At 71.9% G+C, this 15,685-nt stretch carries 14 protein-coding genes and 1 tRNA gene; 6 read left to right on the plus strand and 9 right to left on the minus strand.

From position 1 onward, the window contains the following. Positions 1-47 precede the first annotated feature (47 nt). The 4 genes from ACZ4XD_RS12080 to ACZ4XD_RS12095 all read right to left on the minus strand — a co-directional run bounded on the left by ACZ4XD_RS12080 (position 48) and on the right by ACZ4XD_RS12095 (position 2,969). A complete protein-coding gene (locus ACZ4XD_RS12080) occupies positions 48-506 on the minus strand; it encodes a copper chaperone PCu(A)C (protein WP_468040994.1) in 459 nt (152 codons plus the stop codon). Beyond that, positions 503-1,147, minus strand: coding sequence for an SCO family protein (locus tag ACZ4XD_RS12085; RefSeq protein ID WP_468040998.1), 645 nt, complete (start codon positions 1,145-1,147; stop codon positions 503-505). Before ACZ4XD_RS12085 ends, ACZ4XD_RS12080 begins: the two co-directional genes overlap by 4 nt. Before the next feature lie 82 nt (positions 1,148-1,229). After that, positions 1,230-2,018, minus strand: a complete 789-nt coding sequence (locus tag ACZ4XD_RS12090; RefSeq protein WP_468041000.1) for a YcnI family copper-binding membrane protein — start codon at positions 2,016-2,018, stop codon at positions 1,230-1,232. A gap of 114 nt (positions 2,019-2,132) precedes the next feature. Next, positions 2,133-2,969, minus strand: coding sequence for a hypothetical protein (locus ACZ4XD_RS12095; RefSeq protein ID WP_468041002.1), 837 nt, complete (start codon positions 2,967-2,969; stop codon positions 2,133-2,135). A gap of 246 nt (positions 2,970-3,215) precedes the next feature. Between ACZ4XD_RS12095 and ACZ4XD_RS12100 the strand changes: the two genes are divergently transcribed. Beyond that, positions 3,216-3,713, plus strand: coding sequence for an ATP-binding protein (locus ACZ4XD_RS12100; protein WP_468041004.1), 498 nt, complete (start codon positions 3,216-3,218; stop codon positions 3,711-3,713). A gap of 330 nt (positions 3,714-4,043) precedes the next feature. Beyond that, positions 4,044-4,826, plus strand: a complete 783-nt coding sequence (locus ACZ4XD_RS12105) for a TetR/AcrR family transcriptional regulator (RefSeq protein ID WP_468041006.1) — start codon at positions 4,044-4,046, stop codon at positions 4,824-4,826. A 37-nt stretch (positions 4,827-4,863) separates the two neighbouring features. Here ACZ4XD_RS12105 and ACZ4XD_RS12110 read toward each other — a convergent pair whose 3' ends face one another. Then, complete coding sequence (locus ACZ4XD_RS12110) at positions 4,864-6,327, minus strand: aminopeptidase P family protein (protein WP_468041008.1); 1,464 nt, start codon at positions 6,325-6,327, stop codon at positions 4,864-4,866. A 233-nt stretch (positions 6,328-6,560) separates the two neighbouring features. Continuing rightward, positions 6,561-8,180, minus strand: a complete 1,620-nt coding sequence (locus ACZ4XD_RS12115) for a PP2C family protein-serine/threonine phosphatase (protein WP_468041088.1) — start codon at positions 8,178-8,180, stop codon at positions 6,561-6,563. Positions 8,181-8,900: 720 nt separating this feature from the next. Here ACZ4XD_RS12115 and ACZ4XD_RS12120 point away from each other — a divergent pair. Next, the gene (locus ACZ4XD_RS12120) at positions 8,901-9,611 is read left to right on the plus strand and encodes a bifunctional DNA primase/polymerase (protein ID WP_468041011.1); all 711 of its coding nucleotides are present in this window, start codon (positions 8,901-8,903) and stop codon (positions 9,609-9,611) included. A gap of 220 nt (positions 9,612-9,831) precedes the next feature. Next, on the plus strand, positions 9,832-10,443 hold the full coding sequence (locus ACZ4XD_RS12125; protein WP_468041014.1) for a hypothetical protein: 612 nt from the start codon (positions 9,832-9,834) through the stop codon (positions 10,441-10,443). Between the two features lie 248 nt (positions 10,444-10,691). Here ACZ4XD_RS12125 and ACZ4XD_RS12130 read toward each other — a convergent pair whose 3' ends face one another. From ACZ4XD_RS12130 to ACZ4XD_RS12140, 3 genes are all read right to left on the minus strand, one after another. After that, positions 10,692-11,660, minus strand: coding sequence for a DUF5926 family protein (locus ACZ4XD_RS12130; RefSeq protein ID WP_468041016.1), 969 nt, complete (start codon positions 11,658-11,660; stop codon positions 10,692-10,694). Positions 11,661-11,819: 159 nt separating this feature from the next. Next, positions 11,820-12,494 carry an ATP-binding protein gene (locus ACZ4XD_RS12135; RefSeq protein WP_468041019.1) on the minus strand — a complete coding sequence of 225 codons (675 nt, stop codon included), beginning with the start codon at positions 12,492-12,494 and terminating at the stop codon, positions 11,820-11,822. Between the two features lie 53 nt (positions 12,495-12,547). Then, positions 12,548-13,408, minus strand: coding sequence for a glycerophosphodiester phosphodiesterase (locus ACZ4XD_RS12140; protein ID WP_468041021.1), 861 nt, complete (start codon positions 13,406-13,408; stop codon positions 12,548-12,550). A 585-nt stretch (positions 13,409-13,993) separates the two neighbouring features. Here ACZ4XD_RS12140 and ACZ4XD_RS12145 point away from each other — a divergent pair. Beyond that, positions 13,994-15,460 carry a S1C family serine protease gene (locus tag ACZ4XD_RS12145; RefSeq protein WP_468041024.1) on the plus strand — a complete coding sequence of 489 codons (1,467 nt, stop codon included), beginning with the start codon at positions 13,994-13,996 and terminating at the stop codon, positions 15,458-15,460. A gap of 52 nt (positions 15,461-15,512) precedes the next feature. Then, positions 15,513-15,599 (plus strand) — tRNA-Ser (locus ACZ4XD_RS12150). The last annotated feature ends 86 nt before the right edge of the window (positions 15,600-15,685 follow it).

A 15,685-nucleotide genomic window follows, 5' to 3' on the forward strand; every position in this document is an offset into this window, starting at 1 on the left:
CGGGACAGCCCTTAGTGGTTCGGTCAGTGGCTGTGTCAGTGGTTCGGTCAGTGGTTCGCTTCGTGCTTCGGCTGGTAGTCGGCGGCCTTGACCGGGACGGACACCCGGACCGGATCGGCATTGGCGAAGTGCAGCTGGAGAGTGACGACGTCGTTCTTGGTCGGCTTGCTCTTCAGCCCCATGAACATCAGGTGGCTGCCGCCGCGGCCGAGCTGGAGCGTGCCGTTGGCCGGGACGGGCAGCGATTCGACGCGCTCCATCTTGGTGCCCACGGTTTTGTGGATCGAGATGTCCTTGGCCAGGTTGCTGGTGACCGAGGTGAGCTTGTCGGCGGTGTCCGTGTTGTTCTTGACGGTGAAGTACGCGCCGGCCATGTCCTGGTTGACCGGCTGCGGCATGTACGCGTCGACGACCTCGACCTTCGGGGCGGCGTCCCCGCAGCCCGCCAGCGCGAGACCGGCCGTGAGGGTGAGGGCGGCGGCCAGGATGGTGGTGCGGCGGTTCACGGGTTCTGCCCCTTGACGATCTTCGGAAGTGCCTTGGTGTAGTTGTCGGAGGTGGCGTCCTGCATGCCCATCCAGTGGATCTTGTCGTCCTTGGGGGAGGTCAGCAGCACCTGGGCGCCATGGGTGGAGACGACATCGCCGTTCTTCTTCTTGACCGGCTTCTCGATGCCGATGTTCGCGCTGCGCGCCCCGGCCTGGATGGTGTCGAACTTGCCGGTCAGCCCGACGAAGTCCTTGTTGATGCCGCCGAGCCACTTCTTCAGGGCGGCCGGGGTGTCCCGCTCCGGGTCGGAGGTGACGAAGACGACCCGCAGGTCCTTCTGTTCGGCCTTGGGCAGCTGCTTCACCGCGACCGCGATGTTGGCCATCGTCAGCGGGCAGACGTCCGGGCAGTTGGTGTAGCCGAAGTAGATCAGGGTCGGGTGGCCCTTGGTCTTCTCCAGCAGGTCGTACTTGGCGCCGTGGGTGTCGGTCAGGACCAGGTCCGGCTTCGCCAGCGGGCTGTCGAGCGTGACGATCGACTTTCTGGCGGTGCCACCGGAAACCTCCGCGGCGGGCTTGCTGTCGTCCCCGCCACAGGCGGTCAGGCTGAGGGCCGCGGCCGCCGTGAGGGCGGACGCGAGCAGGGTCGTTCTACGCATTGCAGATAAATCCCGTGAGTTGTGTCCCGGGTGTCCGGGAAGGGGCATCGGGCCGGCGCGTCGGGCGCCGGCCCGTCCGTACTCAGGCGCTGCGGCGCCGGCCGGCGAACACTCCGAAGCCGACGCCGATGATGCCGACGACGATGCCGATGGCACCCAGGACGCGGGCCGTGGTGTCACCGGAGGAGGCGTCCTCGGTGGCCGCGGCGTTCTTGAGGTGGTCCTCGCCGCCGCTCTTGTCGTCCGCGCCGGCGGCGCCGTGGCCGTCCTCCTCGGCCGCGGTGAGCTTGAGGACCGGCGCCGGGTTCTCCGGCTCCGGGGCGCCCTCCTTCGTCGGCTCGATCCAGCGCACGACCTCCTTGTCGTCGTACGTCTGGAGAGCCTTGAAGACGACCTGGTCGGCGTCCTCGGGCAGCATGCCGACGGAGACCGGGAACTGCTGGAACTGACCGGGCTCGACGCCCTTGTCCTCCGCGGTCCAGGTGATCTTCGAGGGGGCCTCGTTGATCTTCTCGCCGTGCATCTCGATCGGCTTGGCCAGCTTGGACTTCTTGACGTCCACCTTCCAGCCGGGCACCGGCTGCGGCATGACCGACGCCAGCGGGTGGTCGGTCGGCAGCGTGACCTCCAGCTTCACCGTCGACGCGTCGTCCCGCTCATTGGGCACCTTGAAGTTGACGGTCGCATAGCCGCCCTTCGGAGCGGCGCCCGCGGGCTGCACGCTGACGTGCGCGAAGGCCGGGGCTGCGAGCAGCACCACACCGCCGACCGCGGCGGCGCCCACGATCGGCAGCCGCCGGGCGAGCCGCCGCGTGCGCGAGGCGTCCGACTGCTGCTGCGGCATCTGCGTCATCTTCGAGATCTGCGACATCGGAAAAACACTCCACAGGAAGGAGAAAGGTGCTGGTGACGGTGTAGGTGGCGCGCGTGCGGTGACGGCGCGCGAGCCCGTACCCCGTCCTGTGGGAGCGTGCTTCGCGCGAAGTCAGGCCGCGAGGGCCAGGGTGGGTGGCCCTCGCCTGACGACACTGTGGTGGAGGGCGAGGTCCTCCGGGCCGGGTTTGTCATCCCCGTACGAAACGGGGGCGCGCCGTGCCTCGTCGTGCGCCGCTCCGAGCCCCATGAGCAGGGCGCGGACCAGCACGAGCGCCCTGCGCACCGCACCGGCCAGGGTCCGGACGGCCATCTCGTACGCCGCCGGGGCCGACAGCCGCACCAGCCGCCACAGCGCGGCCTCGCCCCGCCGCAGCAGCCAGCCGACGGCGAGCGCCGCCAGCAGATGCCCGAGCAGCATGGGCAGCGACGGCAGCAGACCGTGCAGCGCCGGACCGGCGGTGGCCGTGGCCCCGGCCGTCCCGTGCCCCGCCGGTGCGGCCACCCCGGCGGCGGAGGCCGTGTCGAAGCCACCCGGGCCGAGCATCCGGCGCGCCTGCGCACCGTCCAGCCGTCCCGTGCCGAGCCCGCAGGTCATGTGCCGGGCCAGGCTGATCGCGGCCTGGTCCGAGAGCCCGCGGACGCCTGATCCGCTCCGCGCCACGGAGGGCGCCTGCTGGCCCCAGGCGAACAGCGCATGCAGGGCGAGCTGCCCCGCGGCGAGTCCGACGGCGATCCCCGGCAGGGTGCGTTCCCGCCCGGCCAGCGGCGCCGCGACCGCGAACACCGCGGCGGCGGCGACACCCAGCGTCCACAGCGGGACGGTGGCGCACGAGGCGAGGATGTGCCCGCCCGCGGACAGCGCGACGCAGACCGCGGTGAAAACCGCGGCCCTCAACAGCCGGAGATCGGCGGCTGCGCGCGCTGGGGAGGCGGGCGGTGGAGTCATGGCCGCGCCATCATCCCACTGGTCTCACGGGCCCCCGACGGCAGGTCGGTGCCAAGGGGCGCCCGGCGGGGCGTCCGAGGAGGCAGGCAGGGCGCGCGGCGGCGCACGGGCAGCGCGGCACCTACACCGATGCGCTCACTCTTCGCATCCGCCGAATGAGCGGTATCACGTCCCGGACATGCTTACGGACCTTGCGGCGCGGCAATAGGTATCGATATGTCGAGCCGCGGCCAGGAGGCTGGAGCGATGAGCATCTGGTGGTCACTCCATTTGCGGCGCGAGGCTGCGAGCGTCCCGCTGGCCCGTCGCCTGCTGCTGGGCACGATGGAGACCGCGGGCGTGGACCCGGATATCTGTTACGACCTGTCGGTGGCCCTCTCCGAAGCCTGCGCGAACGCCGTGGAGCACGGGGGCGACACCACCGAGGACTACCGCGTCACCGCCTTCATCGACGGCGACACCTGCCGCATCGAAGTCACCGACTCGGGCCCCGGCTTCCACCACCGCTCCGCACCCCCCGCGCCACCCCATACGGCCACGGACCGCCCCCTCCCCCCGGCGGCCCCCGTGCCCACCCCCGCGCAGGCTCCCGAGTTTGCCGAGGACGGCCGGGGGCTCTTTCTGATCGAGGCCCTCACCGACCACGTCCGCTACCGCAACCGCACGGGCCGCCCCGGCGCAGTGGTCAGCTTCGACAAGATCCTCAAGTGGCGGGAAGGCGCGGCGCTCCCGATGGCGTCGTGATCAGCGGTCGCGGTTAAACGGACGGGGAGCGAAACCGCCCGCCGCTCCGGTGCGTACCCCTGGATTCCCCGGCTCGCCGGACCCCGTTCGTACTCCGCGCGGCCCACCAAGACCAAAGTGTCAATTCAGACGAACGTCGGCAGATGGATAGTTGGCCGGAAATCGCCTCTCGCGGAGGAGGAGCAGCGCGGTCTCGCGGTGGGAGGACCTCCCCCGCGGCGTCCCCTGTCCCTGCGAGACCAGCGCGCACCACGATTAACGCGAAGTTGCTCGCGTTAACTCGTCTTGGACAATACTTGGCGTGAACCCGCACTGCAATACGGAGCCACCGTGACGACAGCGCACCATGCCCCGGGCGAGACCCGGCCCGGCGGGCGTACGGCCCGTACCCGCCAGGCCGTACTGGCCGCCGTTTTCGAGGAGTTGGACGAGGGCGGCTTCGCCGGGCTGACCATGGAAAAGGTCGCGCAGCGCGCCGGGATTCATGTGGCGACGCTCTATCGCCGCTGGCGCTGTATCGAGGGCCTGGTGTGCGAGCTGCTGACCGAGCTGAGCTCCGATGTGCCGCTCCCGGACACCGGCAGCCTGCCCGAGGATCTGCGGGCGCTGTCCCGCTCGGTGGCCGCCTTCTTCGGTGAGGCACGGATGCGCGCGCTGATCGAGGCGGTGGTCTCCGCCGCGGCGCGGGACCCGCAGGCGGCGGCGGTATTGCGGTCCTTCTTCGGCGAACGGCTGACCCTGGCCGGCCAGATGGTGCGGCGGGCCATCGACCGCGGCGAACTGCCCGCTGACACCGACCCGGAGGAAGTGATGTCGGCGCTCGGCGCGCCCTTCTACTACCGGATTCTGATCGCCCGCCGGCCCGTCGACCGGCGCCTCGCCGAGTCCGCCGCCACCGCCGTCTGGGCCGCTGCCCTCGCGGGCGCCTATGGGACGAGGGGCGGGGGCGACGCCGCCGACGACACGCCCCACAGCGGTGGCGCCGCCGCTGACTGCACGGCTCCCGGCGCGGACGTCCCGCCCAACGGCACGTCCCCCGCCGAGGACGTCCCGCCCAACAACACGACCACCAACGAAACGACCACCAACGACACATCCCCCGGCGGCACTTGAAGCCACCGGGGGACGTACGCGTACCTGCTCCGCGCCGCTACTTGCCGCCGAGCAGCCCGGCCATCCAGGCCTCGACCTCGTCCGAGCGCCGCGGCAGGCCGGCCGACAGGTTCCGGTTGCCGTCGGCCGTCACGAGGAGGTCGTCCTCGATGCGGACACCGATGCCCCGGTACTCCTCCGGCACCGTCAGATCGTCCGCCTGGAAGTACAGTCCGGGCTCGACGGTCAGCACCATGCCGGGCTCCAGCGTGCCGTTGACATAGTGCTCGGTGCGGGCCGCGGCGCAGTCGTGGACGTCGAGGCCGAGCATGTGGCCGGTGCCGTGCAGGGTCCAGCGCCGCTGCAGCCCCAGGTCCAGCACCCGCTCGACCGGACCCTCGACCAGGCCCCACTCCACCAGCTTCTCGGCGAGCACCCGCTGCGCCGCGTCGTGGAAGTCGCGGTAGGCCGCGCCCGGCTTGACCGCCGCGATGCCCGCCTCCTGGGCCTCGTACACCGCGTCATAGATCTTGCGCTGGAAGTCGGTGTAGCGGCCGTTGATCGGCAGGGTGCGGGTGACGTCCGCGGTGTACAGGGTGTGGGTCTCCACACCGGCGTCCAGCAGGAGCAGTTCGCCGGAGCGGACCGCGCCGTTGTTACGGACCCAGTGCAGGGTGGTGGCGTGCGGTCCGGCGGCGCAGATCGAGCCGTAGCCGATGTCGTTGCCCTCGACGCGGGCGCGCAGGAAGAACGTTCCTTCGATGTAGCGCTCGCTGGTCGCCTCGGCCTTGTCGAGGACCTTCACGACGTCCTCGAAGCCGCGCACCGTCGAGTCGACGGCCTTCTGGAGCTCGCCGATCTCGAACTCGTCCTTCACCGCGCGCGCTTCGGAGAGGTAGACGCGCAGCTCCTCGTCCCGCTCGGCGGTGACCTTGTCGGTCAGCGCGGCCTCGACGCCGGCGTCATGGCCGCGCACCACTCGCACCGGGCCGGTGGCCTCCTTGAGCGCGTCGGCCAGCTCGCGGACGTCCTTGCAGGGGATGCCGAGCAGCGCCTCGGCCTCCTGGAGGCTGTGGCGGCGGCCGACCCACAGCTCGCCCATGCCGTTGAGCCAGAACTCGCCGTTCTCACGGTTGGAGCGGGGCAGCCGGTAGAGCGTCGCCTCGTGGGTGTCGCCCGTCGGCTCCAGGACCAGGACGCTGTCGTCGGTCTGGTCGCCGGTGAGGTAGACGTACTCCGTCGAGGCGCGGAACTGGTACTCGGTGTCGTTGGAGCGGGTCTTCAGATTGCCCGCCGGGATCACCAGCCGCTCACCGGGGAAGCGCGCGGAGAGCGCGGCCCGGCGCCGGGCGGCGTGCGGGGCCTGCTCGATCGGCTCCAGATCGCGCAGCTCGGTGTCGGCCCAGCCGCTCTTCATGTTCTCCGCGAGCTCGTCCGAGACGCCCGGGTAAAGGCCGTTCTTGCGCTGCTTGATCGGCTGCTCGTCCTCGTCCGGGGTCTCCGGAGTGAGCTCGTCGGTCACCGTGCCTCCTTTAAAGACTGAACCGCATTCCATCGTATGTGCGGATCGAAAACGGTCCAGGGGCGGGAAGGCGTGACCTCTCCGGCACTCCGGCCATAGGAGGCATGGCGCCCGGCGGGGGTGTGAACGGGCGCGCGGGCAGCATGTCCGCCCGCCGTAGGGGGCGTGCTCAGGGCCGGCCCTGCAACCAGGGCCGGGGGCCGCGGACCGGCCCCGAGCCGCCGGACCGGGGGTTACTCCTCGAAATACGCCGCGAGCAGCACGACGTCCTCCTCCGACAGCGGGTCGTCCAGACCCTGCGGCAGCATCGTGCGCACGATGTGGTCGACGACCGCCTCGGGATCGTGCCGGGCGGCCCTGGGGACGCCCGCGGCGGCCGCGTGCAGCCGGGTGAAGGCGCGGTCCATGGGCTCGCCGGTGCGGTGCAGCAGCCCGTCGCTGTAGAGCAGCAGGGTCTCGCCGCCGGCCGGTTCGATCTCCACGCTCGGCGCTTCCCAGCAGGCCAGCATGCCCAGCGGCGCGGACAGCGAGGTCTCCGCGTACTCGGTCCGCAGATCACCGAGGATCAGCGGCGGGCAGTGGCCGGCCCCGGCCAGCACGACCTTGCGGGCGAAGGGGTCGGTGATTCCGCCGGGCATCGGGGGTGCGGGCGGCCCGCCCGGCGCGCCGGGCGGCGGTTCGGTGAAGGCGAACAGCGCGGTGGCGCTGCGGGCCGGCTCGGTCAGCCGCAGCAGCAGTTCGAGGTCGGAGAGGACCGCGACCGGATCCTCGCCCTCCATGACGGCGTAGGCGCGCAGCGACGCCCGCAGCCGCCCCATGGCCGCCACCGCGCTCGGCCCGGAGCCGGTCACCGAACCGATGGCAAGCCCCAGCGCGCCGTCGGGCAGCGGCAGCGCGTCGTACCAGTCACCGCCCCCGCGCGGCCCGCTGCTGTGCCGCACCGCGAGGCGGACGCCGGGGACCCGCGGCAGCCGGTGCGGCAGCAGCTCCTCGCGCAGGATCCGGACGGCCTGCCGGGTGCGGTGCAGCTCAAGGAGGCGGGCGAGGTGTTCGGCGGCGTGTGCCCGGTAGAGGCCGATGAGATGGCGCTGCCGTTCGGTGGGCTCGGCCGGTTCGTCGTAGAGCCAGACCGCGGCGCCGGTCCGGCCGATGGGGTCGGCGGTGAGCGGCACCGCGTAGCTGGCCGCATAGCCGAGCCGGGCCGCGACCTCGCGCAGGCGCGGGTCGAGGTCCTTCTCTCCGGGGATGTCGGGTTCGGAGATCTCGGTGCACGGTCCGGCCGCCGCCGCGCCGCGGGCGCCGGGAGGACGGCCCGCCTCGCCCACCGCGCGCCGGGTGTCGTCGCCGGTGGCGCCCGGCTCCGGGAGGCCGTCCAGTATCCGCGCGTACGACAGGGCGCGGCGCGGGATGGTCTCGATGGTGCCGATCTCGGCGTGGCCGAGGCCGAGACCGACCGTGGTCTCCGGGCCGAAACCGTCGGCCGGGGCGAGGACGACCAGCCCGCGCCGCGCGCCGACCAGGGAGGCGCCGGCGCGCAGCAGCTCATGGAGGGCGTCCTCCACCGTGCGGGTGCGCGCGAGCTGTTCGGTCAGGTCGTGCAGGGTGCTGAGGTCGGAGATCCAGCCGGCCAGCCGGTCCTGCACGGCGGCGAGTTGGTCGACGACGGAGATGTCGGGGGCATCGCCGGGGGCGGCGTCTGACGCGGCGTCGAGTGCGGGGTCCTGAGGGGCGCCCGGAGGGGTGGGGGGCGAGCCGTCGGACGGGGTGTCGGCAGTGGGGGCCGCGGAGGCTTTCCCCACGCGTGGGTCGACAGTGTGCGTGGGGGCGGGAAGCGCTGGTTCGATTCCAGCCACTTTCGGTACGTGCGGGGCGGTCATGGCTGGCATCTCTCGTTGCGCCAGGTAATGACCCAGGTCAGGCCGCTTTTTAGTTGGGAGTGCGGCGTTTTGTTGAGTGCTGTTGTGCGGTGCGGTTGGCCGCTCAATTTCCTCAATAGCATCGCAAACCCCCATGTCGTGCTGCTCCGCTATCAATGCTCCAGATGTACACGCATCAACGATGTGATGTCCAGCACTCTCCCCGTGGGGTTTGTGGTGTCAGCGAGGTCTGTAGATTGGCCTGAAAAAGGCCCCCCAAGTGTCAATTTGAGGTCGACTGACGGCGATCAGCAGCGCGTCTTCACCACAGTGGCGGGTACGTACTCGGAAAGGTGCGGGGCCAGTTGGGGCCGCACCGGAACTCTCCGGCGGACACCGGCGTCTAATACGGCGACGACCGCGACGCACTCCCAAGAGGCGGGGACTGCACCACGGAGGCGCAATCGCCAGCGCGCGCCACCCCCCGCCATGTTCCACGCTCGGCGTACGGCGTGATGCGCTGCCTTGTACACGCGGTGACCAGTGATCCACGTGGCGTGATCGAGATGCGATCGACCCCGGGTTGCACGGCCGGGCCGCGGAAAACGCCCCACCACGGCATGAAGCGGCACGGCACGGACAACGGCGAACCGGCGAGAAGTGCCATGTAGTGCGATGGACGAAGCCCTCGGCGTTAACGGAAAGGAACGAGCGCTCATGCGCGAGATCCTCGGAAGGCGACGCAAGCTCCTGTTCCGGCGCGGCGGAAGGTCGGCGCTGCTCGGTGCGGCGCTCCACTGCGCCACCGAGTGGCAGTGGCCCGTACTTCCCGGTGTGGGGATCAGGCCCGCCGGCCGGCAGCCGGCCGGTGCCCGGCTCGGTCTCGGCGAGCGGACCGGCCGCCGGTGCAGCTGCCCCGACCCCGACTGTGTGGTGCCCGGCGCGCACCCCTTCGACCCCGGCCTGCTGGCCGCCACGACCGATGCCCGGATGGTGCGTTGGTGGTGGACGAACCGCCCCGATGCCCCGATCGTGCTGGCCACCGGCGGCCGCGCGCCCTGCGCGGTGAGCCTGCCGGCCGTCGCCGGCGCCCGCGCCCTGGCGGCCCTGGATCACTTCGGCGTACGCCTCGGCCCCGTGGTGGCCACGCCCACCCGCTGGTCCCTGCTCGTATCGCCCTACGGCCTCGCGGAGTTGGGTGAGCTGCTGCACTCCCAGGACTGGGTGCCCAGCTCGCTGCGGTTCCACGGCGAGGGCGGCTATCTGGTGCTTCCGCCCTCCCAGATCGGTGCGGGCCGGGTCCGCTGGGAGCGGCCGCCGGCCTCCGTCCCGGCCGCGCCCTGGCTGCCGAAGGTGAGCACGATCGTGGACGCCCTGGTCATGGCGAGCACCAGCACTCCCGACGGCGGCAGCCGGCTCGCGTACTGACCTCAGCGGATGCGCCCGTGCGCCCGCCCCGCCCGGCCGGCGGACGGCCCGGCCGGCGGTGATCGGAAACGACGCGCGGGCGGATCACCCGTTCGGGTGTGACCGGCCCGGACAACTACGGGGAAGCAGCGTCCGGGCGCCCGGTGGCACCCCCACCGCCCGATAGGTTCGGCCCACCGTCAAGCCGCCGTCAGCGGCATCTCAATCGCAGGTGGGGGCCATGCAGCGTGCGCAGAAACTCCGCATGACCGGTCTCGCCGGCGTGGTGGTGTTCACCATCGCCGTGCCGCTGGGTGCCGCAATGGCCGGTCCGGCCGACCTCGCGGCGCCCGGGGCCTCCGCCACGTCCGAAAACCGCTCTACGGCCAAAAGCGGCATCAGCCTCGATAGTGGTGCCAAGTCGGACATGCGCCCCGCCGTTGCCCGCGCCCGGACCGCCGCCGCCTCCCCCGCCGGCCCCGGTCTGCCGCCCCGCTCCGCCCGTACCTCCCGCTGTGGACCCCAACTCCTCGCTCCCCAGCGGATCGAGGCCCAGACCTGTGTGCTCGCCGAGGACGGTCTGACCTGGGGGCGGACGTACTACCGCAACCGCACCGGCGGTCCGCTGCGCGCCGCACTGACGCTGCTGCGGCCGGACGGCACGACCGTCCAGGTGAACTGTGAGGTCCCGGCGGCCGACGCGCCGGGCCTGTGCGAGACGCCGACCGGGGCGACCGTGCGCCGGGGCGGGCCGTACCGCGCGGTGGCGGAGTTCTCCGACGTGGCGGGGGAGCGGCTGCTGCTGCGCGCCGGCAGCAACTCGTCCGTGGGAGGCAGGGGTTCGGGCCGCTGAGGGCACCGGGCCGCAGGCGGCCGGGGCCGGCCGGGCGGAGCGCCTGACTCCGGACATGGAAGCGCCCGGTCGCTGGCGACGGGGGATGCACCAGCGACCGGGCTTCTAGAACCGTAACAAGAGATCGGCGGTTCGCAAATTCGATCGTGGAATTCCGGACGCCTATTTACCGGCAGGTACGGGGAGTTGTGACAGGTGTCACGTCTGGGGCCCCGGAGGCATCCGGTCCGCGCGGCCGACCGGTCCGGTCAGCTCAGGGTGATCTGGCGGTTGGTGAGCCCGCCGCGCGCCCGGCGCTCCTCGGGGGTCAGCGGGGCGTCCGTCGCGAGCGCCTCGGCCAGCCGCTCGGCGAACGCCGCGGCCGGCTTGGCGACGTCCTCGGCGCTCATCGACGAGGGCAGGTCCCAGACCGGCACGACCAGGCCGTGGGCACGGAACGAACCCACCAGCCGGGTGCCTTCACCGAGCGAGGAGGCGCCCGCGGCGTGCAGCCGGGCGAGCGCGTCCAGCAGCTGCTCCTCGGGGTGCCCGGTGACCCAGCGCAGGTGGTTCTTCTCCGGGGCCTCGCACCAGTACGCACCCTCCAGGCCGGGGATCCGGGCGGTGGGAATGGCCGCCGCGTTGGCCCGCTCCAGGGAGGCGGCGACCTCGCCGGTGGCGTTCTCGGCGTTCTCCACCCAGAACTCGAAGCCGGTGTGGACGGCCGGTTCGAAGACCGCGTCCGGGTCGAGCAGATCCTGGAGCCGCGGACCGTCGGGGGCCGGGCGGGCGGCGGGGACCGGGGTGCCGGGCTCGGCGGTCAGCGCGCGCTGGAGGGTGTCGGCGAGATCGCGGCTGAGGTCGCCGGAGGCGGTGTCGTTCTGGAGGCCGAGCATCACCGCGCCGTTGTCGCGGCGCAGCGCGGGCCAGGCCATCGGCAGCACCGTCGCCAGCGTCACGGACGGGACGCCCTCGGGCAGTCCGCCCTTCAGCGTCAACTCGGCGGTGGCGGCGGGCACCAGCTCGCGCAGCGCCACCCAGTCGCACTCACCGGGCAGGCCCTCGAAGGGGCGCTGCACCAGCTCGGTGGCGGCATGCGCCGCCTGTCGCCCGTGACAGGCCTTGTACCGGCGGCCGGAGCCGCACGGGCAGGGCTCACGGGCGCCGACGACCGGCACCTCGCCGTCCTTGATCCGTGCTGCTGCGGCCTGGGGCTGGGGACGGCGCTTCTTGGCCATGGCGACGGTGTCTCCTGGTCGATCCTGGGCGGTACGGACGCGTTTCGGCGCGAGCCTAGAGGATTGCGTACGAGGTCGCGCCCGGCCGCGCGCCCGCCGTGTCCCGCCGTGCCGTGCGTGCCAGGCGTCGCGAGCCAGGCGGGACTGTGCGGACCCGCCCTAGGGCAGATCGTCGAAGTCCGGGAAGCCCGGCAGCGGCAGCCCCGTGCTCACTCCGGCTCCCGTGGTGAGCGAGGGCGGCAGATCGGGCGTCAGATCCACGCGCGTAGCGAATGCGCCTTGCAGCGAGAGGGCCGCCCAGACCGTCACTTCGCCGACGACGGTGTCGTGTACGCCCCAGTCCTTGGCGAGCGAGCGGATGATCGCCAGCCCGCGGCCGCCGCGCGCCGTGACCGACGGAGTGGCCGGAAGTGGCCGGGTCGGGCCGCCGCCGTCCGTGACCGCGACGGTCAGTCTGCCCTGTGCGTCGATACGCCAGGACGCCCGGACGGAGGCCACCGGAGCCTCACGCGTCTCGACAGTTGCGGAGCCCGGCGATCCGTTTTCGTATATCGGACGCGCATGGCGACACGAATTGCTCAGCAGCTCCGAAAGAATGAGGACCGCGTCATCGACGACTGTGTCCTGAACTCCACTTGCCAACAGCTCTTCACGCATGCGCCGCCTGGCCATGCCGACACCCACAGGACCATGGGGTACGGCCATGATCGACGACGTCGGCACCTCTTGTGCCACCACCAACGCCACCCCCGAGACCTCCTTTGCCCCACGCCACGGGATGAATGCCCCAATGGACTGGACCGGAAACCGGCCAAGCGGCACATGGTGACGCATTGGACACGATCGAATACGGGCCGAATGCGCCGGTGCACACCCTGTGAGGGGCTCTACCCAAGGCCGAGTTGGATTCGTACCTGCTTGGGGCGGTTCGTAATCACCGCATCCACCCCCAATTCCTGGCACAGCTCGACATCGGCGGGCTCATTGACCGTCCAGACATGGACGAGGTGGCCGGCGCGATGCGCCTTGGCGACGTAGTCGGGGTGCGAGCGGAGGATGCGTATCCCGGGGCCCGCGATGCCGACGCCGGGCGGGAGCCGGCCGTCGCGGTGCCGCGGCGTGAGGAACTGCATCAGGTAGACGCCGGGGATGCAGGGCGCCGCAGCCCGTACGCGATGCAGGGAGCGCGCCGAGAAGCTCATGACCCGGACCGCGGGCGTCCAGTCGCTGCGCATGGCCGGATTCGTGTGCCCGAACCGGGTCAGCAGCTCGACCAGCCGCTCCTCCACCTGTCCGGCCCAGCGCGTCGGGTGTTTGGTCTCGATGGCCAGCTCGACCCGGCGGTCCGCGTCGGCGACCAGCTCCAGCAGCCGCTCCAGCGTGAGGACGGAGGTCCGCTCGGGGTCCTCGTGCTGCCGGTCCGGCGCCTCGTTCGCGAATCCGTCGTTCGCGAAACCGTCGCCCTTCCAGGAGCCGAAGTCGAGCATGGCCAGGTCGGCGAGCTCCAGGGCGGAAACCGAGCCGCGCCCGTTGGACGTGCGGTTCACCCGCCGGTCGTGCACGCAGACCAGATGCCCGTCCGCAGTCAGCCGGACATCGCACTCCAGGGCGTCCGCCCCGTCCTCGATCGCCTTGCGGTAGGCCGCGAGGGTGTGTTCCGGGGCGTCCTCCGAGGCGCCGCGATGGGCGATGACGGACATGGCGGGACGGCCCGGACGGGCGTCCTGGACAGGGCGTGCATAGGTCACCGCGTTATCGTGCCATCCGCCGCCGAGGGGCCGCCGGGCGCTTACCCAAGGTGCCGGAACAGGGGATGCGCCGGTTTTGTCCGGCATAAAGGATGAGGGGACAGTCACAGCCTCGACTTACGGTGCTCTGACGCGCGGTGGGAAAGGGTGGTAGGGAGACTCGCTCGTGCCGCCCGCCCGGATCACCGGACGGGCCCGCGGCCGGGGCTCGCGCACGGCCGGGTGTGCGGGACGGGACCTGCGGACCACGGCCGGCGGCCCCGGACCGGCGGACAGGGACTCGCCCGTATCGCCGGGATCCTTGATCCTGGAGTACGGGTTCCCCGTCCACCGGCACGAGGAGCTGTACGACCCGGAGGGCCCCAGGCCCGCCGGACCGGCGCAACCGCATCACCCGGCGGACCGCGAGGCCCGCCGGCCCCAGGAGAACCGCACCACCCGGACGCACCCCCAGGGTCCGGCCGACCTGCAAGCCCCGGAAGAAACGGCCCGCCCCGATCTCGGGCATGGATGAGATCCGGGGCGACAGGGAAGCAGCCTGCCAAGGCCGTGGGAGCCGACAGTCATGAAGCTGAGGAGAGAGCTGTGAGCACCGAGAACGAGGGAGCCGCCGTCCCGTCGGAGGCCAAGCCGCCGACCGGGCAGCAGCCGGACAGCGCCCCCGCGTCCGCCTCCGGCGCCCAGGCTCCCGACGGCCCGTACGCGCCGCCCCCGCCGGGCTTCGCCCCGACCGCCGGCTCGGCCCCGGGCGCCGGACACCCTCCGCAGCCCGGCTTCGGCCACCCCGGCGACGACCCCACCACCGAGCAGACCGCGCAGATTCCGCCGTACCCGGGCGCCGGTCATGGCGCGGCCGGAGCGGGCGGCGGCTGGGGCCAGCAGCCTCCGTACGGCGGCGACCCCTGGGGCGTCGGCAGCCCCGCGCCCAAGCGGCGTAACGGCGGCCTGATCGCGGCCGTCCTGGTGGCCGCGCTGGTGGCGGGCGGTGTCGGCGGCGGCATCGGCTTCTGGGCCGCGGGCCAGAACGACAGCGCCTCGACGACGGTCTCCGCGCCCGGCGACCCCGGTGCGCTGAACCGCAAGCCCACCTCCGTCTCCGGGATAGCGCAGAAGGCGCTGCCGAGCGTCGTGACGATCGAGGCGCAGGGTGCCACCGGCGAGGGCGGCACCGGCACCGGCTTCATCTACGACAAGCAGGGCCACATCCTCACCAACAACCACGTGGTCGCCAGCGCGGCCGGCGGCGGCAAGCTGACCGCGACGTTCTCCAACGGCAAGAAGTACGACGCCGAGGTCGTCGGCAACGCCCAGGGCTACGACGTCGCCGTGATCAAGCTGAAGAACGCCTCCGGCGCCCCGCTCAACCCGCTCCCGCTCGGCAAGTCCTCCAATGTGCAGGTCGGCGACGCCACGATCGCCATCGGCGCCCCCTTCGGCCTGTCCGGCACGGTCACCACCGGCATCATCAGCGCCAAGGACCGCCCGGTGGCCTCCAGCGACGGCGGCGGCACCAGCGCCTCGTACATGAGCGCCCTCCAGACCGACGCCTCGATAAACCCCGGTAACTCCGGCGGCCCGCTGATGGACGCCGCCGGCAATGTCATCGGCATCAACTCCGCGATCCAGTCGGCGGGCAACGGCGGCGGCCTGGGCGGCGAGTCCCAGCAGTCCGGCAGCATCGGCCTGGGCTTCGCCATCCCCATCGACCAGGCCAAGCGGGTCGCCCAGGACCTGATCCGGACCGGCAAGCCGGTCTACCCGCAGATCGGCGTCCAGGTCGGTATGCGGGACACCGGCGACGGCGCGACCATCGCCCGGACCGGCAACAACGGCTCCAAGGCCGTCACCCCGAACGGCCCCGCCGACAAGGCCGGCCTCCGCCCCGGCGACACCATCACCAAGCTCGACGACACGGTGATCGACAGCGGCCCCACCCTCATCAGCGAGATCTGGCAGCACAAGCCCGGCGACGAGGTCACCCTCACCTACAAGCGCGACGGCAAGGAGCACACGGCCCAAGTCACCCTGGGCCAGCGCACGGGCGACAAGTGACGCGCTAGTCTGATCCCGCGACACCCACGCGCCCCGCGCACAGGTGCCGCGGGGAGGCTTGCCCGAGCGGCCTAAGGGAACAGTCTTGAAAACTGTCGTGGCGGCAACGTCACCGTGGGTTCAAATCCCACAGCCTCCGCAGGTAGACGGCCCCTGACCAGGGATTTCCCGGTCAGGGGCCGTTTCTGTTCCCAACCGATGGGTGTCCGTGGCTGACCGATGTTG

The organism is Streptomyces sp. NPDC029466, from assembly GCF_055574515.1.